The following is a 23,601-nucleotide window of genomic DNA, read 5'->3' on the forward strand; positions in this document are numbered from 1 at the left end:
GTCCTGTTCTCAATCGGGTAAAATGTCGCGCAGACGAAGCAGCGTTATGCGCTCCACCTGCCGGCAGGCTTCGGAAAATTCACTGTCATAGTCATGGTCGATACGGCGATGGAAGGCGTCGAGGATCGCGTCCTTTGTCAGCCCCTTCACCGCGATGATGAACGGAAAGCCGAATTTTTCCACATAGGTCGCATTCAGTTTCTGGAAGGTTGCCCGTTCCTCATCTGTCAGGGCATCAAGCCCGGCAGATGCCTGTTCGCTGGAGGACTGTTCCGTCAGCCGTTTCGCCTGTGCAAGTTTGCCCGCCAGATCAGGATGCGCGTTCAGCAACGCCAGCTTTTCATCCTTACCGGCTGACCGGAAGCAGCGTTTCAGGGCGCTGTGCAAACCGGTCGCCGTATCATGCGCGGGTCCACGTTCCAGCTTCCAGGCGCGTTCGGCAACCCAGGGGGAATGTTCGAATATGCCACCGAACTTTGCGACAAACTCTGCTTCCGACAGATCGCCGGGGCGAATCCGGTTTTCCTGAAACGGATGGATTTTCTGCCAGTGCCGGGCAATGTCGAGGCGTGTCGCAAACCAGACCGCCTCATGACTGCGGGCATATTCCAGAAAGCGTCGTATAGCCATGATACGGCCCGGCCTGCCGATCAGGCGACAATGCAGACCAACCGACATCATCTTTGCCGAACCGGCGGCGCCTTCGCTGTATAATGCGTCGAAACTGTCTTTCAGATAGTTGAAAAACTGCTCTCCGGCATTGAACCCCTGCGGCGTCGCAAACCGCATGTCATTGGCATCAAGGGTATAGGGCACGACAAGCTGCGCGCCTCCGTCTGCTTTACGGTGCCAGTAGGGCAGGTCATCCGCGTAACTGTCGGCGACATAATCAAACCCGCCTTCCGCCGCCACCAGATCTACCGTATTGACGGAGCAGCGTCCGGTATACCATCCGCGTGGCCGCTCGCCGCAAACCTCCGTATGCAGGCGGATCGCCTCCAGCATATCAGCCCGTTCTGCTTCCGGGGAATAATCCCGGTACTCAATCCACTTGAGGCCATGGCTGGCAATTTCCCAGCCAGCCGACTGCATAGCCTCAACCTGCCGGGGTGAACGGGCCAGCGCCGTGGCGACACCATAGACAGTCACCGGGATATCAAGTTCCGTGAACAGCCGGTGCAGGCGCCAGAAACCGGCGCGGGCACCATATTCATAGATCGATTCCATATTCCAGTGGCGCTGACCGGGCCAGGCCGCCGCGCCGACGATCTCTGACAGGAAGGCTTCCGAAGCCGCATCTCCATGCAGGATGTTGTTTTCACCGCCCTCCTCGTAATTCAGGACAATCTGCACGGCAATGCGGGCACCACCCGGCCATTGCGGGTCGGGGGTCACGGCACCATAGCCATTCATGTCACGGGGATAACCAGTCATCCGGTTCGCTTCATCCATCTGTTGTCTGTTCCATCCATTACCAGATCAAAGTAATTCCGGCTATTTTCAAAAAAAACAGTGAAAGATTTTTCTGCGAGAACTGTTTCCAATCATACCGGTCTGGCTCATCATGCTTCCGGCAATTCCGAGAGGTCATCAAGCGATGAATAAAGGCTTCCTGACAACCCATGTTCTTGATACGGCACGCGGCCTGCCCGCCGCCGGGCTGGAAATTGCGCTGTACCGGATCGAGCAGAGCCAGAAAATACTGATCCGGACAGCCATCACCAACGCAGACGGTCGTACCGACAGCCCGATCCTGCCGAAGGAAGAATTCCAGACCGGCAGTTACGAACTGGTTTTCCGGGCCGGGGCCTATCTGGACAACCACGCGGAGGGACTGGCCGAGCCGAAGTTTCTGAATGACATTCCGGTCCGGTTCGGCATTTCCGATCCTGAATCGCATTATCATGTGCCACTGTTGCTCTCGCCGTTCGGCTATTCAACCTACCGGGGCAGCTGAACCACCGGCACGGGGACAGGGGCCAGAAAACGGCGTCCGGCACCAGGGGTAGCCGCCGGTATGACACCCGGCCAAATCATCTGGACGGACAGGCGAACTGTGGTGAGATCACCCATTCAGACACCTTTGCGCCAGGCCCCGAAACCATTCCGGTATCACAGATTTTATTTGAAAGTCCTTGCTGATTATCAAGGTAGCCGGGGCAATCAAATCTGCTAATCTTGCCCGCATCGGCAAGGGGAGATTGCGATGATAGAGACAATCATGGTCATGGACTGGCTGGAATTCGCCGCGCGATGGCTGCATGTCATTACGGCAATCGCCTGGATCGGATCCAGCTTTTACTTCATCGCCCTTGATCTGGGTTTACGGAAATCTCCCGACCTGCCGCCGGGTGTCAGTGGCGAGGAATGGCAGGTACATGGCGGCGGTTTCTACCATATCCGAAAGTACATGGTCGCCCCGGAGGCCCTGCCGGAACATCTGATCTGGTTCAAGTGGGAAAGTTACTGGACATGGATGTCCGGGTTTATCCTGCTCTGTCTGGTCTACTATGCCGGCGCCGACCTTTATCTGGTCGACCCCAACGTCCTTGATATTCCGCCCTATGCGGGGATTGCGATTTCACTTGGTATCATCGTGCTGGGCTGGTTCGGCTATGACCTGCTGTGCCGCAGCAGGCTGGGCGATAATGCAACCCTGCTGATGATCGTGCTTTATGCCATCATCGTGCTACTGGCCTGGGGGTTCACCCATGTCTTTACAGGCCGCGCGGCCCTGCTGCATCTGGGGATCATCACGGCGACCGTCATGTCCGCCAATGTGTTCATCGTCATCATCCCGAACCAGAAGATCGTCGTCGCCGACCTGAAAGCCGGCCGCACACCGGACGCAAAATATGGCAAGACCGCCAAGCTGCGGTCGACCCACAATAACTACCTGACCCTGCCCGTCATCTTCCTGATGCTGTCGAACCACTACCCCCTTGCCTTTGCCAGTGACTACAACTGGATCATTGCCAGCCTGGTCTTCCTGATGGGCGTCACGATCCGCCATTTCTTCAACACCCGTCATGCCGGTGGTGCGACACCGGTCTGGACAATTCCGGCGACAGTCGCTGTCTTTGCAATCATCATTCTGCTGTCACTGGCACCGCTCTGGCTGAACCCGGACGGGCCTGACGAAGCGGCAGAGCGTCCGCTAACCGAACAGCAGCAGCAACTGGCTTCAGCCGCCGGGTTTGAGGATGTCGTCATCACCGTGCAGGGACGCTGTTCCATGTGTCACGCGACGGAGCCCGGATGGGAAGGCATTGCCGTCGCGCCAAAGAATGTCCGGCTTGAAACCGAAAATGACATTCTGACCCATGCAAAGGCTATCTTCCTGCAGGCCGGTGTCACCCACGCGATGCCGCCTGCGAATGTTTCCTACATGGAGCCGGAGGAACGGCAACTGATCGTCAGCTGGTACAAAAACAACGGCCTGTAACCAGACCCCGGCCACGATCGCAAACCAGTACTGACGACAGAAATTACGTCAGGTGGAAATTATCCTTCGGGATGCGCTTGCCCCTGCATGCTCCGGAATGCTTCAATTGTCCGAACATCATAAGGGAGACCAAGGTGACGACGATTTCCGGACGGCAAAAACTTCGTGCAATTCTGAGCGGTGACAAATGCGTTCACCCCGCACCCGTATTCGACCCGATGTCGATCCGCATGGCGGAAGATATCGGCTTCGAGATCGGTATGCTGGGTGGCTCCATCGCCTCCTATGTGATTCTCGGCGATCCCGATATCACCCTGATGACCCAGACCGAATTTGCCGAACAGTGTCGCCGGATCTGCCGGGCCAGCGATCTACCGCTCTGCGTCGATGCTGACCATGGCTATGGCAATGCGCTCAATGTCGCCCGGACCATCATCGAGATGGAGACGTCCGGCGTTGCCGGCCTGTCCATTGAGGACACCCTGCTGCCGGCACCCCATGCTTCGCTCCCGCTGGCAAAGCTGATTTCGATTGAGGAAATGACCGGCAAGCTGCGGGCCGCACTCGCCGCCCGCCGTGACCCGGAACTCTGCATCTTCGGGCGGACCCATGCGGGCCTGTGTGACGGGCCGGAACTTGCCGAGCGGCTGAAGGCAATGGAAGCCTGTGGCGTTGATGCGCTCTTCATCGTTGGTTTCAAGTCACGCGAACAACTTCAGGCAGCCACGGCGGCAACCAGCCTGCCCCTTGTTCTGGGTGGCGCGCCTGCGGATCTCAAGGATCTCGAAGGTCTGGCTTCAGAAGGCGTGCGCATCTGCCTGCAGGGTCATCCGACCTGGAAAGCCGCCGTCGAGGGCATCTACAAGACGCTGGTGAAAATGCGCACAGGCACTGATGTCGCCGACGTGCAGCCCCCTGCCGACATTCTGGAACGCTACAGCCGGAGCGCCTTCTATGATGCGGGCAAGGCCGATTATCTCGGCTACGGCGGTAAATAGAATGTCCCGCTCTGTCTTCCGTCCGGTGACGGTACTGGCCAGCGCCTTTGTGCTGGCCAGTCTGGTCGTTACAACGACGTTCAGCCCCGTCCGGGCTGCCAGTCCGGAGGAAATAGAGCGGGTCTCCAAACATTTTGAGAAGGTCGCCCTGTTCCTTGAGGCCTCCGGCAAGGAGGCCCCGCTGTCACGCTGGGAACGTCAGCCGGTGATCAACGTTGTCGGCGGAAAAGCACATTTCAAGGAACTCGCCGCACTGCTGAATGATCTCGGCAAGATGACCGGACTTGGCTTCACGACACAAAAGCTGAGCAAACGAAAAGCAACCTTCCGGATCTATTTCATGAGCACTGCAGAGATCCGGGAAAAGACACCCTTCAAGCGGGCAAACTGCGCCTTTGGTGTCGGTCGCAAATCGAATGGCGAGATTGCTTTTGCTGATGTCTATATCTCAACAGATACGGTCGAGAAGACACGGCACTGCATCTATCAGGAGGTCACCCAGGCACTCGGCTTGCGAAATGATTCGACCATCGTCGAGGAAAGCATCTTCAACGACCAGATCGTCCGGCATTCCCTGACCGAAACTGACCGGATTCTGATCCGGACATTGTATGATAAACGGCTGAAACCGGGAATGGACCGGCGGACGGCCATGCCAATTGCACTTGGCATCATTGCCCAGCAAATGCGCTGAACGGCACGTGCCTCACTGTCAGAAGCAGTGCGGCAGCCCCGTGACAATCGTGGAGACATAATACGCCTCTCCCTGACTGGCCCAGAGGCTTGCGCCGAAGGCCACCAGAAAAGTTGACGCCATGAAGGCGGCTGCAATGAGTGCGGTCCGTTTCATGGCGTCAATATAGTCCTGTCTTTATCCGAAGTCGACTGTCAGCTGCGTTCCAGTACCTTGCGAATTTTCACAAGCGCATCTTCCTGACTGGCACCGTAGGCAATGGTGCCGGCGAAATCTCCCTGACTGTCCAGTATGTAAACACCGGCTGTATGGTCCATCGTGTAGTCACCACCTTCCAGCGGGACTTTCGAAAAATAGACCTTATAGCCGCGCAGCATGTTCTTCAGCGCCTCCGGTTCACCAGTGACACCGATAATGCGGTCCGAGAACGACGTGATGTAATTGCTCATCACTTCGGCCGTATCGCGCTCCGGATCAACGGTAACAAAGACCATATTGACCCGGTCGGCATCAGCCCCCAGTTCATCCGCCCAGCCGGTCATATCGGTCAGGGTTGTCGGGCAGACATCAGGGCAGAAGGTAAAGCCGAAATAAACCAGCGACAGCTTGCCGGTAAACAGCGTTTCATCAACCGGCTCGCCATTATGACGGACCAGACTGAACGGTACGCCGAACTTGCCGGCCTGCGATATCTGCTGGCCCGGAGCCGTGCCCTGTTCGAAGGCCCGGAAGGCAAGTACGCCCAGTCCGATCCCGACAACACCACACAGCCCCCAGAGGACATACCGCAGAACCTTCATGCCGCTCATCAGTGCGTTCCGTGTTTCATGTGATTATCCTTTTTCTGCACCGGGAAAGTAACATCTACCGGTCCCGCTTTTTCAAAGTTCAGGCGAACCGTCACGTCAGCGCCTTCCTTTACCTGACCTGTCAGTCCCATGAACATGATATGTTCAGCCCCCTGCTTCAGTGCAACCTCACCCCCTGCCGGAATTTCAAGGCCGTCTTCCAGCTGGCGCATCCGCATCACGCCGCCATCCATGGTCATGGTGTGAACTTCGGTCTTGCGGGCAATGCTGCTTTCAACCGAAACCAGCCGGTCTGCGGTTTTGCCCATATTGCGAATAATCAGATAGCCGGCTGAGGTCGGGGCTTTCTCCGGCGTGGCACGCACCCACTGATGCATCATCATCAGGTCGCCATGTTTGAGTTCGTGAGCCGATCCGGCAACGGAGGAAAACAGCACGAGGATGGCCGCAACCGCGACCTGTTTGATAAGAGTGTTCATTTCGTCATTCCCTGAGAAGCGCCACGGTGGGCGCAATTGATCAATATCTGTGAAGTCTGTGATCGTCAGGAATGACCGGGCGGGCCGCGTCCGAATGCATCAAAGGGGTTCAGCCCGGCAGAGCCGAAGGACTCTGCACAGGGACGTAGTGGCTGGCCGGAGACCCGTTGCCCCGGTTCATCATAAGAAACAGCACCCAGAACCAGCATACCGGGGCCACTGAGACTGGCGCAACCGACCGCACCGGGACAATGCCCGAGATGGATGTTTGTCTCACCCTCCGGTTCACCATTGCCGTAGCAGATCTCGACAGAGCCGCTGGCCACCGCTGCGACAGGCACAATCCATTGCAATGAAAACAACAGAACGGCGAGAACAGCAAAGGAATGCCGTTCCCGGCGCAGCCGGGCAAAAAAGGACGGTGATGAAACTCGCAGGCTCATGACCGCTAATTACCACCGGCAATCCGCAGCGTCATCCATTATCGGTAGCGGCTAAAGGTCAACCGGGTTTACGGGCCTCGACATAAACCGACTGGTCGCTCCGTTCCTGAAGGTCCAGAGTCCCCGGATCACCGATCATTGTCTGACCGGGCGGCTGGATGACAGCCCCGGCAAAACCGTTCCGCTCAACCAGCGCCTTCAGCGAGTTACCGTCATACATCCACTGGTGATGACGGTAACCGGAGAACAGCAGCCGCAGCCTGTCCTTCAGGGATGACAGGGGCGGGGCCGCCACCAGCAGACCGTCCATGAACGCATCTGCATCCCCGTCCCGGCGATAGGCATCAACCGCCATCGCCAGATCAGGCAGTGCCAGACGGATAATTCCGCCCGGCTGCAAAACCCGTAATGCCTCCCTGAGAAAACCTGCCGCTTCCCTCTGGCTCAGATGCTCCAGCATATGTGAGCTGTAGATCACCTCCACCGAGCCATCAGCCAGCGGAATGCGGCGCACCGCATTTGCATAAATCACCTGATGCCGGGCACAGAATTCAATATAGGAACGCTGGGCCGGTGAGATGATTCCAATTCCGCCCAGCATCTTCCAGACCGCCGGGAAAGCAGCCAGCCTGACGCTGGGGGAATTATCAAAATTCAGCCATCCCTCGGTCAGGGTCATTCCGCAACCGACATTTATCCGATATTTGCTCAACGCCACTCACCGCCTCTGTCTTTGGCAAACTGGTAGACCATCCGCATGGCGGTCGCAAACCGGACAGGCAAAGCCGTACCGGAAGTTACTCGCCGGCACAGGCTATCTGATCGCCATCGCCTGATAATGGCCGGGCAAAAACATCAATTGCCTCACCCGTTTCCAGCAGCGATTTCAGGCTCGACAGCACCCGTGGCCAGCCCTGACTGATACCCGCCGCCATCTCGCTGCCTGTCTGCAACTCGTCATGGATGACGGTCAGCCGGACCATATCTTCAAACGGCTCGATCTCGAAGGTCACCCGGCTGTGGCTGGAACGGTCTTCGTAATCAGAGGCACCTGCCCAGGTGATAACCAGACGTGTCGGCCGTGTGCATTCAACCACATCCCCGATCAGCCGGACCTTGCGCTCGTCATTACTGCGCACATGCTCCCATCTTGAGCCGGGTTTCCAGTCCGAGACATTCTCATGCTGCCAGTATTGCCGGGCAATCTCCGGCTTCGTGATCGCCTCGAACACCTTTTCAGCTGTGGACCGGATATAAGTGACATAAACGAATTCAGTTGTTGATTTGCTCATTGTCCATCTCCCTCAAGTTCTGTTTTCAGGTCGTGCAACAGACTGAGCCGTTGCCGCTCAAACTTCCTCACCCACCGCTCATAAACTTCATGCAGCGGCACCGGATTGATGAAATGCAGCTTCTCCCGGCCACGCCGGACCGTACTCACCAGATTGGCTGCCTCCAGAATACCGAGATGCTGGGTTGCCGACTGCCGGGCCATATCAAGGTGGTTACACAACTCCCCCAGCGTCTGCCCGTTCCGCTCACAGAGCAGGTCCAGCAGCTTCCGCCGGCTGGGATCCCCCAGCGCCCTGAACACCTTGTCCGCATCCATTCCATATCTCGCTTTGTTGGATGACAATATGCAGGCATTTACCTGCATGTAAAGTCAAAGGATTGAATCAGACCTCCATCCTGAGTTTTAAGAGGCTGTTATCAGTTCTGACCCTGCATCAGAATTTCCCGCATACAGGCTTCTTTCGGGTGCATCCCGTCATAGAATCCCTCTGCCGGGCAACCGGCTCTGACCGCATCATAAGAGCCGAGAACAGGAACAGACAGGTCATCCGCCAGTTCCCGGAACCGCTCTTCAATCTCCAGAAACAACGGCTTTTCTGTCCGCATCACTGCAATCATCTCCGGATGATAGGGAGGCAGGACCAGAAACACCTCGATATCCTGCTGCTTCAGGAACCGGATCAGATCACTGTAGTCCCGGATTGCCGCGTCCGAGGGCCTGTAGGTCGCCATGGCATAATTCAGCAGTGCGGGAAACCCGCTTTTAATCTCCTGCTCTGTCCGGGCGATATCCAGTTCGCTGTTAACGTGGAATCCGTCATAGACCTTTTTCGGCTGTGCCTCGACCCTGCCCGTCTCCGCCCGGAAGGCGGACCGGTTAACGGACCGGAATAACCGTTCGGCAAACCCTGCATCCACCGGGTCATACTGATCCGACCGTGGAGGATATTCGGCAGGCTGCGCGGTCTGCACTGCCCTGCTTATCTGATCCTGCCAATAGGCATAAAGTCCCTCGACAGATTTCCATCTCAGTTGTCCGGACGCTGCGTTGAACAGCCAGGGGTCAGCACCAAGATAGACGGTCCGGATATCGAACTTTGCCGTCGCCTCACCAACCAGTGCCACATAATCTTCAACCGATGCACCGCTGACGCTCAGATTGAGAACCTTTCCGTCCAGTGTCTGACTGCCGATCTGCATCATCCGGGAGGACCCCATGACAACAATCTCCGGCTGCCGTGTTTCATACCGGAACCGGCTTTCCATGAAGCGCCGCTCGTCGAGGTTCCCGAAATAGACATAGTCATATTTCGCCAGATCTTTCGCCAGCCAGTCCTCATATCCACTGGTGGTCATGCGGGTGAAGGCACCACAAAGACCGACCGCCAGCAGCGCCACAAAGCTGACGGACAGCAGGCGTTTCACAGACAGGAAGTCCCGTCTTCTGAAAGGTGTTTCAACCAGCTTCCATGTGATGAAAGACAGAACGGCAGAAGCCAGGATCAGCAGCACAGCTGCCGTCACATCAATGACGGTCGTCCCCTGCATATGCCGGTAGAAGGCAAAGAGCGGCTGGTGCCAGAGATACAGGCTGTAAGATATCAGCCCCGGACCGACCAGCAACGGATTGGCCAGCAACCGGCCGGTGAACGTGTCACCGGTGCCATAAAGGATAATCAGAAAAGCCCCGACGGTGGGCAACAGAGCAGCAAGACCGGGAAACGCCGTCTGCGAATCATAGATCACGACCGACAGCAATATGGCGGCAAGGCCAAGCGCTGCGAGAGCCTGTTGAAGAACGCTCCCCGTGCCACCATTCCGCTGTTTCATCAGTATCAGGGCGGCGATCCCGCCAAGCAGCAATTCCCATCCGCGGGTCGGCAACAGGAAAAAGGCACCACTGACAATTCTGGGATGTGTCTGAAAACTTACCGCCCAGACCGCGACGGCCAGACTGATGACGACCAGAGCAGCAAAAACCGGTGCAAACTTTGTCACGCCCACCCGGCTGAGCAACATCAGGGCGACCGGGAAGATCACATAATACTGCTCTTCAACCGCAAGGCTCCATGTATGGATCAGAGGCATCAGTTCAGATGCTTCTTCAAAATATCCCTTACCGAGCCAGAACAGAATATTCGACGTAAAGGTCGCCACGCCGATGGTACTGGTGGCCAGGCTTTTCACCGCAATCGGATTGAGAAAGATCCAGCCGAAAGCCAGAGAGACCAGCGTCACCAGTATCAGTGCCGGCAGAATCCGGCGCGCCCGTCGTTCATAGAAGCGGACAAGGCTGAACCTGTCCTCTGCCATTTCCGTCAGGATGATCGTCGTTATCAGATATCCGCTGATGACGAAGAACACGTCGACGCCGACATACCCGCCGCTGAACGCCCCGAACCCGGCATGGAACAGAATGACCGGAACAACCGCAAGGGCCCGTAACCCGTCTATCTCCGGACGATACTTCAAAACAACAACCCTTACCGCGGAACCCGACCGTCAGACGTTCAGACCGTCCTCATTCCCACTCAATCGTGCCCGGTGGCTTCGACGTTACGTCATAGACCACCCGGTTGATACCGCGGACTTCGTTGATGATACGGTTGGCGGTGCGACCGAGGAATTCATGGTCGAAGTGATAGTAATCCGCCGTCATGCCATCGGTTGAGGTTACAGCGCGCAGGGCGCAGGCGAAGTCGTAGGTACGGGCATCGCCCATGACGCCCACGGTCTGTACCGGCAACAGCACGGCAAATGCCTGCCAGATCGCATCATACAGACCCGCATTGCGGATTTCCTCGATATAGATGGCATCGGCCTTGCGGAGAATGTCGCAGCGTTCTGCCGAGACGGGGCCGGGAATGCGGATCGCGAGGCCCGGGCCGGGGAACGGGTGCCGGCCAACAATGGTCTCGGGAATGCCAAGTTCACGACCAAGGTCACGGACCTCATCCTTGAACAGTTCCCGCAGCGGCTCGACCAGCTGCATATTCATGCGTTCCGGCAGGCCACCCACATTGTGATGGCTTTTGATGGTGACGCTGGGGCCGCCGGTGAAACTGACGCTCTCGATGACATCCGGATAAAGCGTGCCCTGTGCGAGGAAGTCCGCGCCGCCAATCTTCTCCGCTTCCATCTCGAAGACTTCGATGAAATCACGACCAATGATCTTGCGCTTCTGTTCCGGGTCAGAAACCCCGGCCAGGTCGCCAAGGAACCGCTCTGACGCGTCAGAATGCACCAGCGGAATATTGTACTGGTCGCGGAACACCCGGACCACTTCCTCCGCCTCGTTCAGACGCAACAGGCCGTGATCGACAAAGATGCAGGTCAGCTGGTCGCCGATGGCTTCGTGGATCAGCACGGCGGCAACCGAGGAATCCACACCACCGGACAGACCGCAGATCACCTTGCCATCACCAACCTGTGCCCGGATCTTGGCTATTTCCTGTTCTCGGAAAGCCGCCATCGTCCAGTCGCCGCTACAGCCCGCAACCTTATGAATGAAATTGTGGATCAGTTCCTTGCCATGCGGGGTATGCACCACCTCCGGATGGAACTGCACCGCATAGATGCGCTTCTCATCATTGGCAATCGCGGCATAGGGGGCGCTGTCTGTCCGGGCGACAACCTTGAAGCCTTCCGGGATGGCATCAATGCGGTCACCATGGCTCATCCAGACCTGTTCGCGTCCGCCAACGCTCCAGACATCCTGGAACAGCGCACAGTCATCGACGATGTCAACGAAGGCGCGGCCAAATTCCTGATGGTCTGACGGGGTAACCGCACCGCCAAGCTGGGCGCAGATGGTCTGCTCACCATAACAGATACCAAGCAGCGGCAATCCCGTATCAAACACCGCCTGCGGTGCACGGGGGGTATCGATCTGGGTGACCGATGCCGGCCCGCCAGACAGGATGATCGCCTTCGGATCAAAATCCGCAATGCTCTCAGCCGTCACCTTGTTGAAAGGGTGAATTTCACAATAGACCCCACCCTCGCGGACGCGGCGCGCGATGAGCTGGGTAACCTGGCTCCCGAAGTCCAGGATGAGAACCTTATCCGTCATGACCGGGTTAGACGCGAAGCGGAGGAATTGGTCAAGTGGCAGAGCATGGGCAGGCTACTCCTTTGTCATGAATAAGTGGGGAGATATGGGGGCAAGCACCATCCTCCGGGATGCAGCCTTGCCGCTCCCCGAAGGATAAAAATGGTGATCTGGAGTCGTGATTATTGCGGCAGGGCTGTTTGCTGTGGCTCGATGCGAAACCACATCAGCCATCAGCACGCCTCATCACGGAGATGAAAAAACCGTCCGTCCCGGTTGTCGCCGGGCTGAGGGTGACTTCCCCCTGCTGAGACGGCAAAGCGGACAGACCCAGCTCGCCCAGTTCCGGGCCAAGATCGTGACTGGTGAAACCGGGCTGACGATCACGAAAAGCCGCAGATTGCGCCTCGTTCTCATCACGAAGCAGCGAGCAGGTCACATAAACCAGCTTGCCGCCGGGCTTTACCAGTGTCGCGGCCCGGTCCAGAATCTCTTTCTGAAGGTCGAGATACCCCTGCAGACGCTCTTCCGTCAGCAGCCAGCGGGCGTCCGGGCTGCGACGCCAGGCACCAACCCCGGAACAGGGGGCATCAACCAGCACCACATCGGCCTTGCCTGCATGTTCAGTCAGCCAGGGGTCATCGTCACCGGACAAAGCGCGATAGCCCAGCATCTCCGTAATACCCGCCGCATCGGCACGGACCTGCAATTCTGCAAGGCGACGCCCGTCCGTATCACAGGCAATCAGGTCGCCCCGGCCTTTCATTGCAGCAGCCAGCGCCAGCGTCTTGCCGCCGGCACCTGCACAGAAGTCGATAACCTTCATTTTTGGCTTCACGCCACAGAGCAGCGCCGCCAGTTGCGACCCCTCATCCTGAACCTCGACCCGGCCCTCCTTGTAGGAAGGGTAATTGCCGAGCGTCAGGCGACGGGACAGACGGATACCGATGGGTGAGTAAGCTGTGGCTTCAGCTTCAATATCGGCGGCCCGCAGGGCTGCAAGCTCCGTATCCCGGTCTGACTTCAGGCTGTTTGCCCGCAGATCCACCGGTGCTTCGGCATTCAGCCCCTGCATTTCAGCAATCAGGTTGTCACCAAAGGACTGTTGTAACAGGGGATACAGCCAGTCCGGTATTTCGAGACGAACCGGAACCGGCTGATCTGCATCTCCGTGGAAGTGAGCCAGTTCCGCCACCATGTCCGGTTCCCGGCCATCAAGCGGCATCGGCGAATGCGCCGACCCGTCAAACAGCTCGGAAATCGATTCCGTGCCGGAGATCACCAGATAGGCCAGAACCAGTGCCCGCGGGGTCTCGTCAGCCCCGTACTGGCGCAAACGATGGACCAGCCGCGACCGGTGACGGATGACGCCATAAACCAGATCACGCACCGCCCGCCGGTCTTTCGAACCGATAAAACGCGAGCGCCGGAAAATGGTTGCCAGAACCTGATCTGCCGGGCGCAGACCCTCGAACATACCGTCCAGCAGGTCGATTGCCATCTGAACGCGGGCTGACGGGCGCATCGCCGCCGCTCCCCGGCCGCTCTACTTCCGTCCCCCGTAATTCGGTGCTTCCCGGGTGATGGTGACATCATGAACATGGCTTTCGGCCAGACCGGCATTGGTGATCTGAACGAATTCTGCCCGCTGATGGAATGACGGAATATCCGCGCTGCCGGTATAACCCATGGCTGCTTTCAGACCGCCGACAAGCTGATGGATGACGCCACCAATCGGCCCCTTGTAAGGCACCTGACCCTCGACGCCTTCCGGCACCAGCTTCAGGTTATCGTTGACCTCTTCCTGGAAGTAACGGTCAGCGGAACCACGGGCCATCGCACCGAGAGAGCCCATACCACGATAGGATTTGTAGGACCGCCCCTGATACAGGAACACCTCGCCCGGAGATTCGTCCGTTCCCGCGAACAGCGAGCCGATCATGACGCAGCTTGCGCCGGCCGCAATCGCCTTGGCGATGTCGCCAGAGAACTTGATGCCGCCGTCAGCGATAACCGGAATGCCGGATTTGCTGGCAACTTCGACCACATCCATCAGCGCCGTCAGCTGCGGCATTCCGACACCGGCAACCATACGGGTGGTGCAGATCGATCCCGGACCAATGCCAACCTTGATGCAGTCCGCACCGGCATCAATCAGAGCCCGCGCCGCCGCAGCCGTTGCCACATTACCGGCGACGACCTGGGTAAAGTTGGTCCGGCGCTTGACCGCATCAACCGCCGTGATAACGCCGCTGGAATGACCATGCGCGGTATCAATCACCACCACATCGACACCGGATTCGAGCAACAGTTCCGTCCGGCGAGACCCTTCCTCACCGACACCGGTTGCTGCCGCAACACGAAGTCGTCCCTGATCATCCTTGCAGGCGTTCGGGAACTGATGTGCCTTCTCGATATCCTTGACCGTCACGATACCGATACAGCGATAGGTATCGTCAACAACCAGCAGCTTTTCGATACGGAACTTGTGCAGCAGACGCTTTGCCTCGTCCCGGCTGACACCTTCGCGAACCGTGACGAGGTTTTCCTTCGTCATCAGTTGGCTGACCGGCTCATCCGGATTGGATGCAAACCGCACATCCCGGTTGGTCAGCACTCCGACCAGCTTGCCGGAACCACTTTCAACAACCGGCAGGCCGGAAATACGATTGGCCGACATCAGGTCAAGTGCCTGCTGCAGGGTGGCGTCGGGCGCGATGGTCAGGGGATTGACGACCATTCCGGCCTCAAATCTTTTGACCCGCCGGACCTCGGTCGCCTGTTCTTCCGGTGTCATGTTCTTGTGAATAACACCGATACCACCATGCTGTGCCATGGCGATGGCCAGCCGCGATTCGGTCACCGTATCCATCGCCGCCGAAATCAACGGAATGTTGAGCGCGATGTCTTTTGTGAACTGCGTTGCAGTCTTTGCCTGATTGGGAAGAACGCTCGATTCCTGGGGGACCAGAAGAACGTCGTCGAATGTGAGAGCCTGTTTGATTTGCATGCCGCCTCCAGAACGGAATTGGCGGCTGAATATATGCCGTCGCGCGTTAAAGCCAAGCGCTAGTCTTCATGTCAGGCTTTTTTACCGTAAAAACCCAGTGCCACCACATACATTTCCGTCGAATCCTGCCGGCTGGCACCCGGTTTGGAGTGTTTCACCGTCTTGAACTGCCGCTTCAGCCGGTCGAGCAAATCCTTTTCGGAACCACCCTGAAGCACTTTCGCCACATAGGCACCACCCGGCGACAGCACTTCCTCGGCAAAATCCAGCGCCGCCTCAGCCAGAGCCATGATCCGCAAATGATCGGTCATCTGATGTCCGGAAGACGAGGCTGCCATATCACTCATGACCAGATCGGCTTCGCCACCCAGAGCCTGCTTCAGGCGATCAGGTGTATCCGCAGCTTCCATGTCGCCGACCATCAGGGTAACACCAGCCAGCGGCTCGACCTCTTTCAGATCAATGCCGACGACCGCCCCTTCCGGACCGACCTTTTCTGCTGCAACCTGTGTCCAGCCACCCGGGGCGCAACCCAGATCAACAACCCGCAGGCCCTTGCGCAGCAGTTTGAAGGTTTCATCGAGTCCGGTGAGCTTGAAAGCCGCACGGGAGCGATATCCCTGCCGTTTTGCCTCAGCAACGAACGGATCGTTCAACTGGCGCTGCAGCCAGCGCGTCGATGATGGTTTGCGGCCACGGGCGGTCTTCACCCTTGTCGATTTACCACGTCCGCCACGCGAGGCCAGACGGGCACCGCCGCCGGGCTTACCTGCTGCCATTTGCGTGCTCCCGCATCATTTCCAGCAGAATGCCTTCCCGCAGACCGCGGTCGGCAACCCGCAGGGTCCCGATCGGCCAGGCCTTGCAGATTGCTTCCAGAATGGCACAACCCGGCATCACCAGATCTGCCCGGCTTTCACCGATGCAGGGATGTTCGGCGCGACGGCGCCATCCCATCTTCCCGAGTTCGCTACTGACATTCATTACTGCATCAAATCCGATCAACATGCCGTCAACACGACGGCGGTCATAGCGTGGCAGGTCCAGAAACACCCCGCCGATGGTCGTCATGGTGCCGGAAACGCCAATCATCTGGGCGTCACCCCGGGCCACGACGGCGCTGATATCATGCAGCAGGTCGAAAGGCTCGAGTTTCTCGCGGATCATCTGCCGGATTTCGCAATAAAGATTATCCGGCAGGTCGCCCGCACCATATTTTTCGGACAGGGTAACCACGCCATGCGGCACTGAAATGCTGTCAATCAGGCTCATCCCTTCAACCGGGTCGAGCCTGGCCCAGATCACCTCACTGGAGCCTCCGCCAATATCGAAGATCAGGGCATAGGGTGTGGAATCATCCAGCAGCGGTGCGCAGCCCAGCATGGCCAGGCGGCCTTCTTCCTCCGGCGAGATGATTTCCAGAAAAATACCGGTTTCCGATTTCACATCGAATACGAAATCGCAGCAGTTCTGCGCCTTGCGGCAGGCATGTGTCGCCACAGCCCGCAATTCCACATCTTCACGGCGTTTGCGTAATTTGGCTGAGCAGATCTTCAGTGCCCCGACGGTACGCTCCATTGCCTCATCGCTCAGCCTGCCCGTTGCCTGCAGCCCTTCACCAAGCCGGACAACCCGCGAGAAACTGTCAACGATATCGAGACCATCTTCACCGGGACCGGCAATCAGCATCCGGCAATTGTTGGTGCCCAGATCAATCGCGGCAAATGCCCGGTCAAATTCACGAAGCTGCGAGGCGCAGGGATGACGTTTCGCGGCATGGCTTGTACCATCCCGAGCCTCGTCTTTCACTTCGGAGCCAGCCACCACGACCGGACTGTTCCGCGTCTGCGAATGCTTTTGCACCTGTTATTCCCTTTTTCCCTCACAGGAGTCTGCCTGACAGACAGACCCGCTGCAAGAAGTCGCCTTTCAGATAGGCACGACAAGGGTCGTTTGGAACGCTTTAATCCGGAAATTACGATCTTTCATGATCCCCCGGTCGATTTTTCACTTGATCCATCGACCAGATAGCCTAGATACGGGTGCTTCCCTGCTGGGGGATAGTTTAGTGGTAAAACTCTCGGCTCTGACCCGGGCATCCCTGGTTCGAATCCAGGTCCCCCAGCCATTTTCTCCTGATAGTCATATCGTCAGCCCGCTGTGCGACAGAGCATTGCGCGAATGCGGGTTCAGTTCCGCCATTGAATGCCGGGGCTGCCGGGTTTCCCTGTAATTTCCAGATCACCAAGACTGATCCGCCTTGTGGTCCCCTCCTCGGAAAACCCAAGTGTCAGGCTGTAACTGCCTGCCGGCAGGGTGATCGTTGGCAAATACCACGGGGCCATGGTGCCGATATCATTGTACCGGCCACCGACAAACGGAATATGGCTGGCGGACAGACCCGTTACATTGCCGCTTCCGTCCCTGAACTCGACATAGGGCCGTTCCAGCTTGCGGGTTTTAAAGCCCGTATGACCACGAAGCTCGCGCCCGTCCAGTACGGGACGCAACCCGTCCGGACCCGGGACCAGTCCAAACCAGAGCGGGAGCGGACGTGTTGCATCATCGACGACACGCCAGACAGTCGATGATGCGCCCTGTCCTGTCAGGTATTGCGGCAGATCTCCATTTTGTCCTGAAACCTGCAACGGGTCCTGATAAAGGTAGGCGTTGGTTGCCGCCTTGAGGCAATTGCCTTCGCGCCCCCGGTAGCGAACAAAGTAGAATGCATCCGTCTCATCCATGCCGGTTATAACCGGCATAAGCAGCTTCAGGTGGGGATGATCTGTGAGCTGTTCAGTCAGTCCGGCCCGCGTCAGCTTTCCGGAACTTCCTTTTGAAACAGCGACAAGACAGCCTGTATAGCCGTCCCCTTCTGCTATTTTTGATGACGGCAACAGGAAGAAGGCACCGAATGGCAGGCGTTCTGAGACCAGCTGCCCTGTGCCACCATTGAAAACAGCAAGCCGGTCAGACGTCATGTCGTAAGACCAGCCCAGCCGACCCGTGATATAATCGTGTATCATCCGGGCCCCTGCATACCGGGCCGGATCAATTCCCGACCCCGTAAAGCCGAGTAGCGCAAAGAACAGGATTTTCAGGGCCATCGCCAGATACAGCAGCGTGATGACACCTTCACGCAGGCGATCTCTGGAAATCATTTTAACCAGCCCGGCGGCTACCCATCCGGCCAGAATCGCAAACCCGGGCGCGGCAAAGACAATATGCCGGTCGGTAACCACGGTCCCGGCAGCCAGAACCAGAATTGCCACAATGATCAGTGACAGGGTCAGAGCGAGTAAAATTCGATCCGGATGCTGTTCAGCCGCCTGTTTCGTGAACAATCTGCGATGCCGGACAACAAGCGCCCCGCCGCCAATCAGAAACACGATCAGCAAAAAATCATGCAACCTGAACGCCTGATATAACAGCGCACCTGCAAGACCGCCGAACAATCCGTCAACAGAGGCTGCATTGTCACCTGCAAGGGCAAGCAGCACCCCCAGACGGTCTGCCATCCAGTCCAGCGACACCGCAGGCGAAGACACATAAGGCGTATCCCAGACGCTTCGGTCAGCCCCGAATACCATCACAGCCGGAGAACTGATCTCCTGTAGAATGTAAGGGGTTATCGGCAGAATGAAGGCTGCAACAGCCAGCATCACAGACCATCTGTTCCAAACCGGACGCCAGACCACACAGATCAGCAGAGCAACAGGCAGAAACAGCAGAACCTGCTGATGAATCTGCATGGAAAAGGACAAAACCAGCAGGAACCAGCAGATATAACCGGCCTTTCTGGTTATCGCGGCCTGATATAACAATACCGTCAGAAGAACAGTAAACAGCGGAATGAAGCCCGGATTCCAGAATGTCTGAAAATCACGGAAGGCACCTGACGTGGCATAAATCGTCGCGGTTGCCATCGCCTGAAACCAGCTACCCGATAGTCTGTACACCGCACCGGCAAGCAGCAGACAGGCAATACCAAGCATTGCAGCCTGCAGCAGGGCCGCACTGATGATGTCCGGTACAACCGCAAAGGCTGCCGCCAGCAGGGCATAAAATCCGCCGCCGGGACTGCGGAATCCCGCCCCTGACTCAGGCCCCTGCACTGTCGTGAAGAAATGATAATCGGCCGCACGGGCTAAATCGCGGTCCATCCAGACGTTCAGAACAACACCATTGGCGGAGGCCAGCAAACTGATGCCAAGCAACACCAGCAGCCCCAGAATCACCACCGGCATATAACGGTTTACGACTGAATGTACCTCGGTCAAACCTGACCACCCTACTGTTCTGAAGTAGGTTTGTACTCTCCGACAGAAGGAAGTCTAGACAGAGTTTGGCCGTTTGGATAAACCTCCCGGAGGCCTCTTCGCACAGGCAATACGGGCGCCGGTCATCAGGTTTTTCAGCAGACTGCGGTCTCCGGCCGCATGATACTGAAACAGGATGAATTCAGCCTTCACAGAGTACACAGGCTGCCGAACTGCAAAGTTTGTCCGAAAGGCGAACCATTGATCACGAGCAGAACCGAAAAGACGTTTCTTTATATCTACGCCATCTTGTCGGCGATTATCCTGTTTCTCGCCTGCAAGACGCTCACAGATACAGAACTGTTCAGATATATCATGTGGTCAGACCGGGCAATTTTCCGGGCACGGCTGGAACCGCTGGAGCAGTTCGGCGCCGAAATCGGCCGGCAATTTTTCCCGCAACGTATACCTGGCCCGGTCTATCTCTGGCTGACATCAGTCTTCTTCCCGGAAGGGCAGGAGATCGGCCGGGGCTGGCAGATCATCAATATTCTGAGCATCGGCAGTATTGTCGGGCTGGCCATTGCAGTCTATCGCCGGTTCAGCCTGCTTGCCGGCCTTGTTACAATATCTGTGCTGCTCGGGAACCTGATGATGACGAGCAGCCTGACGCGAACATACTGGAATCCTTCCTGGCTGATCATAGCCACCTGCGGGCTGCTGACCGCAGCCCTGTTGATGTGGCGTCAAAAGTCCGTCGCAAAGATGTTTGCCGGCGCATTGCTTGCCGCCTCAATGATCGTCGTCGGGATATCCACACATCTGACCTTCTTCATTCCGGCGATCCTGATCAGCCTTGCACTGATCATTGATGCCGCCCTGTACCGTCATCCGGAGATGCGAAAATCCTGGTCAGGCTGGCTGATCACCCTGTCCCCCCTGACTGTCGTGATGGGCATTGGTGTCTTCTGGTCGGTCACACTGGACTTTTCGAACATCCAGCCATCAGGTGGAGAAAACGCCGTCACATTTTTCGAAAACCTCACCGCAATCGCCATGCTTCTGGCTGATCATGCGAACATCAATTTTACCGACAACATCGACAGCGGGAACTATCTGTCCGCTGCAAAATACTTCGCCCTGTACATCTTTCTGAATACGCCAAACTACATCATTCTGCTTCTGGCCGTCTGTGTCGCAATTGCCGGAAGCTGGCGGTTCGTGCGGCGGAACGCCCTCCCGACAGACAGAAATCACCCGCTCTTTCTCGCAGCCACACTGGCTTTGCTGGTTATTCTGCTGATCAGCAGCACGACATTTACCGCCAAACCGCGATATATCTACTATCTGTGGGTAACCCTGTCGGTTGCATTCGCGGCGGGGGCTGTCGTCTGGTTACACCGGACGTCCCCGCGAAAGGGCTTCACCCTGGCCGGATACGGGCTGCTGCTCTGGTCCGCCCTTGCCAATATCTACAATCACCTGCTGATCAGTGATCACTACCACTGGACGGAACAACAGCATACCGCCACCCTGCAAACCTACCAGAACACCGTTCATCTGGTTGACGAAATCAGGGCACACGGGCTGACGAAAGCTGCTGATATCAGAATGGGAGCCAGCCTTTTTCTGGATGTTGGCGGCTCATTCCGGTTCATTGACAGCAATCAGACATCCGCCATTGATGTGCTGATCGGTTATGACCAGTCTTCATTGTCAGAGCCCGCCAGTTGTCTCGCCGTTTTTGTCTCCGACAAGACAATCAGTCCGGAAATTGCAGCGGGAAAGCTTCGCCAGCAACTGGCAAAGCACGGGGCTGAAAGCGAGCCCACTGACATACGGTCATCCGGAAACCGCCTTTTCATAACCTATCCTCCCTATCAGGGCGCCTGTCTGCGTACCCTCGCCAATTATTACACTGACCGATATCTGTTCCGGAAACTGATGTCACAGCCCCATGCCGCCGGGCCGTTCCGGATTGACAGCCCGCTGCCGGTGGAACTCGGGATAAGCTTCCGGACGAGTGATCAGAACCGCAAGACAGTTGCCACAGTCGTTGGTGATCTGAACGGGTATCGCGGCTTCATGACGCCTTATGCCGAGCGGCTTGTGCTGGAGATGAGACATGAGCAGAGCGGCGTGATGATACAACGCAGGTTTCCCGGAATCATCGGGCTTGAAGGCTTTATGCTGCCACTGACCACATCTGAAATTCCGCAAAATTGCGGTAAATGGACAGCCACCCTGAAAATATTCGGGTTCGGGTATGTTGAGACGACCGAACGATCCGACCACAGCTTCACTGATACCGTCCAGTTCTGTGATTAAAGCAGTCCGACAATCCCCGGCTGCCTGTATGATACATAACGGCATGCATCACGACAGGAACAACTGATGACTGAACCGGCAGCGAACCAGCCAGGCATCCCTGACCAGAGTTCGGTCGAGAAGCATTTCTCCCGATCGACCCGCCGGTACAGATTGGCCGGCGTCAATCCCGCATGGCAGATATTGCGACGGCGTGAAGCACGTGCCGTTCAGCGCAGTCTTGGTAATCTGACCGGCCAGTCCGCTCTCGACCTCGGAGCCGGTGCCGGGTTTTATTCCCGGGTGCTGCTCGACGCTGGCGCGACACAGGTCACAGCTGTCGATCTGTCCCAGCCGATGCTCGACCTGATCGATGACAGGCGGATTACAACAATCTGCGGGGATGCAGGAACTGTAATCACCGGTTCAGCCTATCCTGTCATTGTCCTGGCCGGGGTTCTGGAATTTGTCCCCGATCCGGACATCGTTCTTTCAAATGCAGCCAGGCATGCCACCCCCGGCGGAGGTTTGACCTGTCTTCTTCCAATGGACAATTTGTGTGGCAGGTTGTACCGATTGTTTCATCGTCGGCACGGGTTCTCAGTTTCCCTGTTTTCTCCCGAAGACGTGCGCCGGTTGGGTAACCGCTGCGGATGGGAAACTGTAAATCAGGAGATTGTCTTGCCTTTCAGCATTGTTGCCTCATTTCGCCGGAAAAGCTGACAGTGAAGGTTCTGCTTCTTGTAAACGGTCTTGGTCTCGGGAACTCAACCCGTTGTCACGGCGTCATTCAGCGCCTGCGCGACAGAAATGCACGCATTCGTATTGTCACGTCTGGCAATGGCCTCTGGTACTTCGGCAACAATCCGGATATCGAGAAAGTCTACCAGACCGGCTCATTACATTACGGTGCCGATAACGGTTCGATCAGTATTTCCCGGACCCTGGCATCTGTCGGCACAGCTCTCGCCACCTTGCGGGCAAACGCAAGCATGCTCGACGATATCCTCGAAGACTACCGGCCAGACGTTGTCGTCACCGACTCCGATTATGTTTTTGCGCCGATGCGGCAACGCTGCATTCCGCTTGTTGCCCTGAACAATGCAGATGTTGTCCGCGCGAATTACCGGCGGTTTGGTGATGCCCCTTCTTCGGTCCGGGCCCAGTATTATTGTGTCGAGACACCAGATTCGATTTACCACCGCCTGATTCCCGACCTTGTCATCAGCCCGACCATGATGCCCGACCGCCATACGGACAGCGGTAATATCGTCCATGTCGGCCCGATCGTCCGGAAAGGCTTCATTGCAGAACAGGCCAGTGGTGCCAGTGGCGACCGCGCTGTCATCATGCTCAGCGGCTCACATTTCGGAACGCCGGTCGAGATCGAACGCAATGCCTTCGGACTGCCGGTCGACATTGTCGGACGCGATATGACAAGCGGGCTGGCTCCCGACAGTTCGATCCGCTATCTCGGCAAGGTCACCAACACACTGCCCCTGCTGGAATCCGCCCGGGCCATTGTCGTGAATGGTGGCTTCAGTGCCGTCAGTGAAGTTTTTTGTCTGCGAAAACCCGTCGTCGTCCTGCCTGTCCCCCGGCATGCAGAGCAATGGTCAAATGCACGGGAGATTGAAGAACTGGGCGTCGGCATCATGGGAACAGAAGAAACCTATATCGACGATCTGACGCGACTTTTATCCGGTTATGACAAATTCGACGAAGCCTGCCGACAGATGCAGGCACCACCAGACGGCGCTTCCGCAGCGGCTGACATCATCCTGTCCCTGGCCAGACAAAACGCCAGCTGACG

Annotated in this window: 22 protein-coding genes and 1 tRNA gene; 8 read left to right on the forward strand and 15 right to left on the reverse strand. The window is 57.2% G+C overall.

Features of this window, described 5'->3' with window-relative positions; all coding sequences use genetic code 11:
* Nucleotides 1–9: 9 nt before the first annotated feature.
* Nucleotides 10–1,434, reverse strand: coding sequence for an allantoinase PuuE (puuE, locus tag GH722_02110; GenBank protein ID MRG70550.1), 1,425 nt, complete (start codon nt 1,432–1,434; stop codon nt 10–12).
* Between the two features lie 163 nt (nt 1,435–1,597).
* Here puuE and uraH point away from each other — a divergent pair, with 163 nt between their 5' ends.
* The 4 genes from uraH to GH722_02130 all read left to right on the forward strand — a co-directional run bounded on the left by uraH (nt 1,598) and on the right by GH722_02130 (nt 5,137).
* A complete protein-coding gene (gene uraH / locus GH722_02115) occupies nt 1,598–1,957 on the forward strand; it encodes a hydroxyisourate hydrolase (protein ID MRG70551.1) in 360 nt (119 codons plus the stop codon).
* 249 nt (nt 1,958–2,206) lie between these two features.
* Nucleotides 2,207–3,445: a cysteine desulfurase gene (locus GH722_02120; protein ID MRG70552.1), complete on the forward strand. Its 1,239-nt coding sequence runs from the start codon at nt 2,207–2,209 to the stop codon at nt 3,443–3,445.
* A gap of 134 nt (nt 3,446–3,579) precedes the next feature.
* The gene (locus GH722_02125) at nt 3,580–4,443 is read left to right on the forward strand and encodes an oxaloacetate decarboxylase (protein ID MRG70553.1); all 864 of its coding nucleotides are present in this window, start codon (nt 3,580–3,582) and stop codon (nt 4,441–4,443) included.
* A complete protein-coding gene (locus GH722_02130; GenBank protein ID MRG70554.1) occupies nt 4,340–5,137 on the forward strand; it encodes a DUF2927 domain-containing protein in 798 nt (265 codons plus the stop codon). The genes GH722_02125 and GH722_02130 overlap by 104 nt, the downstream gene beginning before the upstream one ends.
* Before the next feature lie 18 nt (nt 5,138–5,155).
* On the opposite strand, the gene GH722_02135 is transcribed toward GH722_02130, so the two are convergent.
* The 13 genes from GH722_02135 to GH722_02195 form a co-directional block, all read right to left on the reverse strand.
* On the reverse strand, nt 5,156–5,293 hold the full coding sequence (locus GH722_02135) for a hypothetical protein (GenBank protein MRG70555.1): 138 nt from the start codon (nt 5,291–5,293) through the stop codon (nt 5,156–5,158).
* A 38-nt stretch (nt 5,294–5,331) separates the two neighbouring features.
* A complete protein-coding gene (locus tag GH722_02140) occupies nt 5,332–5,946 on the reverse strand; it encodes an SCO family protein (protein MRG70556.1) in 615 nt (204 codons plus the stop codon).
* Nucleotides 5,946–6,425 carry a copper chaperone PCu(A)C gene (locus tag GH722_02145; protein MRG70557.1) on the reverse strand — a complete coding sequence of 160 codons (480 nt, stop codon included), beginning with the start codon at nt 6,423–6,425 and terminating at the stop codon, nt 5,946–5,948. The genes GH722_02140 and GH722_02145 overlap by 1 nt, the downstream gene beginning before the upstream one ends.
* Before the next feature lie 65 nt (nt 6,426–6,490).
* Nucleotides 6,491–6,868, reverse strand: coding sequence for a hypothetical protein (locus tag GH722_02150; GenBank protein ID MRG70558.1), 378 nt, complete (start codon nt 6,866–6,868; stop codon nt 6,491–6,493).
* 58 nt (nt 6,869–6,926) lie between these two features.
* Nucleotides 6,927–7,547, reverse strand: coding sequence for a methyltransferase domain-containing protein (locus tag GH722_02155; GenBank protein MRG70559.1), 621 nt, complete (start codon nt 7,545–7,547; stop codon nt 6,927–6,929).
* A gap of 118 nt (nt 7,548–7,665) precedes the next feature.
* Nucleotides 7,666–8,160: a polyketide cyclase gene (locus GH722_02160; protein MRG70560.1), complete on the reverse strand. Its 495-nt coding sequence runs from the start codon at nt 8,158–8,160 to the stop codon at nt 7,666–7,668.
* Nucleotides 8,157–8,477 (reverse strand): metalloregulator ArsR/SmtB family transcription factor, encoded by a 321-nt coding sequence (locus GH722_02165; protein MRG70561.1) that lies wholly within the window; start codon nt 8,475–8,477, stop codon nt 8,157–8,159. The genes GH722_02160 and GH722_02165 overlap by 4 nt, the downstream gene beginning before the upstream one ends.
* Nucleotides 8,478–8,578: 101 nt before the next feature.
* A complete protein-coding gene (locus GH722_02170) occupies nt 8,579–10,633 on the reverse strand; it encodes an acyltransferase family protein (protein MRG70562.1) in 2,055 nt (684 codons plus the stop codon).
* Nucleotides 10,634–10,682: 49 nt separating this feature from the next.
* Nucleotides 10,683–12,233 (reverse strand): glutamine-hydrolyzing GMP synthase, encoded by a 1,551-nt coding sequence (gene guaA / locus GH722_02175; protein MRG70563.1) that lies wholly within the window; start codon nt 12,231–12,233, stop codon nt 10,683–10,685.
* Between the two features lie 205 nt (nt 12,234–12,438).
* Nucleotides 12,439–13,737 carry an rRNA cytosine-C5-methylase gene (locus tag GH722_02180; protein MRG70564.1) on the reverse strand — a complete coding sequence of 433 codons (1,299 nt, stop codon included), beginning with the start codon at nt 13,735–13,737 and terminating at the stop codon, nt 12,439–12,441.
* 21 nt (nt 13,738–13,758) lie between these two features.
* On the reverse strand, nt 13,759–15,222 hold the full coding sequence (guaB, locus tag GH722_02185; GenBank protein ID MRG70565.1) for an IMP dehydrogenase: 1,464 nt from the start codon (nt 15,220–15,222) through the stop codon (nt 13,759–13,761).
* Nucleotides 15,223–15,293: 71 nt separating this feature from the next.
* The gene (locus tag GH722_02190) at nt 15,294–16,001 is read right to left on the reverse strand and encodes a methyltransferase domain-containing protein (protein MRG70566.1); all 708 of its coding nucleotides are present in this window, start codon (nt 15,999–16,001) and stop codon (nt 15,294–15,296) included.
* Nucleotides 15,988–16,911 (reverse strand): Ppx/GppA family phosphatase, encoded by a 924-nt coding sequence (locus GH722_02195; protein MRG70567.1) that lies wholly within the window; start codon nt 16,909–16,911, stop codon nt 15,988–15,990. Before GH722_02195 ends, GH722_02190 begins: the two co-directional genes overlap by 14 nt.
* Before the next feature lie 365 nt (nt 16,912–17,276).
* Here GH722_02195 and GH722_02200 point away from each other — a divergent pair.
* Nucleotides 17,277–17,350, forward strand: a tRNA-Gln gene (locus tag GH722_02200).
* Nucleotides 17,351–17,411: 61 nt separating this feature from the next.
* Here the strand turns inward: GH722_02200 and GH722_02205 are convergent.
* On the reverse strand, nt 17,412–19,502 hold the full coding sequence (locus GH722_02205; GenBank protein ID MRG70568.1) for a hypothetical protein: 2,091 nt from the start codon (nt 19,500–19,502) through the stop codon (nt 17,412–17,414).
* Nucleotides 19,503–19,742: 240 nt separating this feature from the next.
* On the opposite strand from GH722_02205, the gene GH722_02210 reads away from it, so the two are divergent.
* From GH722_02210 to GH722_02220, 3 genes are all read left to right on the forward strand, one after another.
* On the forward strand, nt 19,743–21,809 hold the full coding sequence (locus GH722_02210) for a hypothetical protein (GenBank protein ID MRG70569.1): 2,067 nt from the start codon (nt 19,743–19,745) through the stop codon (nt 21,807–21,809).
* Between the two features lie 66 nt (nt 21,810–21,875).
* The gene (locus GH722_02215; GenBank protein MRG70570.1) at nt 21,876–22,511 is read left to right on the forward strand and encodes a methyltransferase domain-containing protein; all 636 of its coding nucleotides are present in this window, start codon (nt 21,876–21,878) and stop codon (nt 22,509–22,511) included.
* Entirely contained in the window at nt 22,442–23,599 is a 1,158-nt protein-coding gene (locus tag GH722_02220) for a hypothetical protein (GenBank protein ID MRG70571.1), read from the forward strand. Before GH722_02215 ends, GH722_02220 begins: the two co-directional genes overlap by 70 nt.
* Nucleotides 23,600–23,601 lie beyond the last annotated feature (2 nt).

The sequence above is a fragment of the Alphaproteobacteria bacterium HT1-32 genome (assembly GCA_009649675.1).
Classification (GTDB): Bacteria; Pseudomonadota; Alphaproteobacteria; order Rhodospirillales; family HT1-32; genus HT1-32.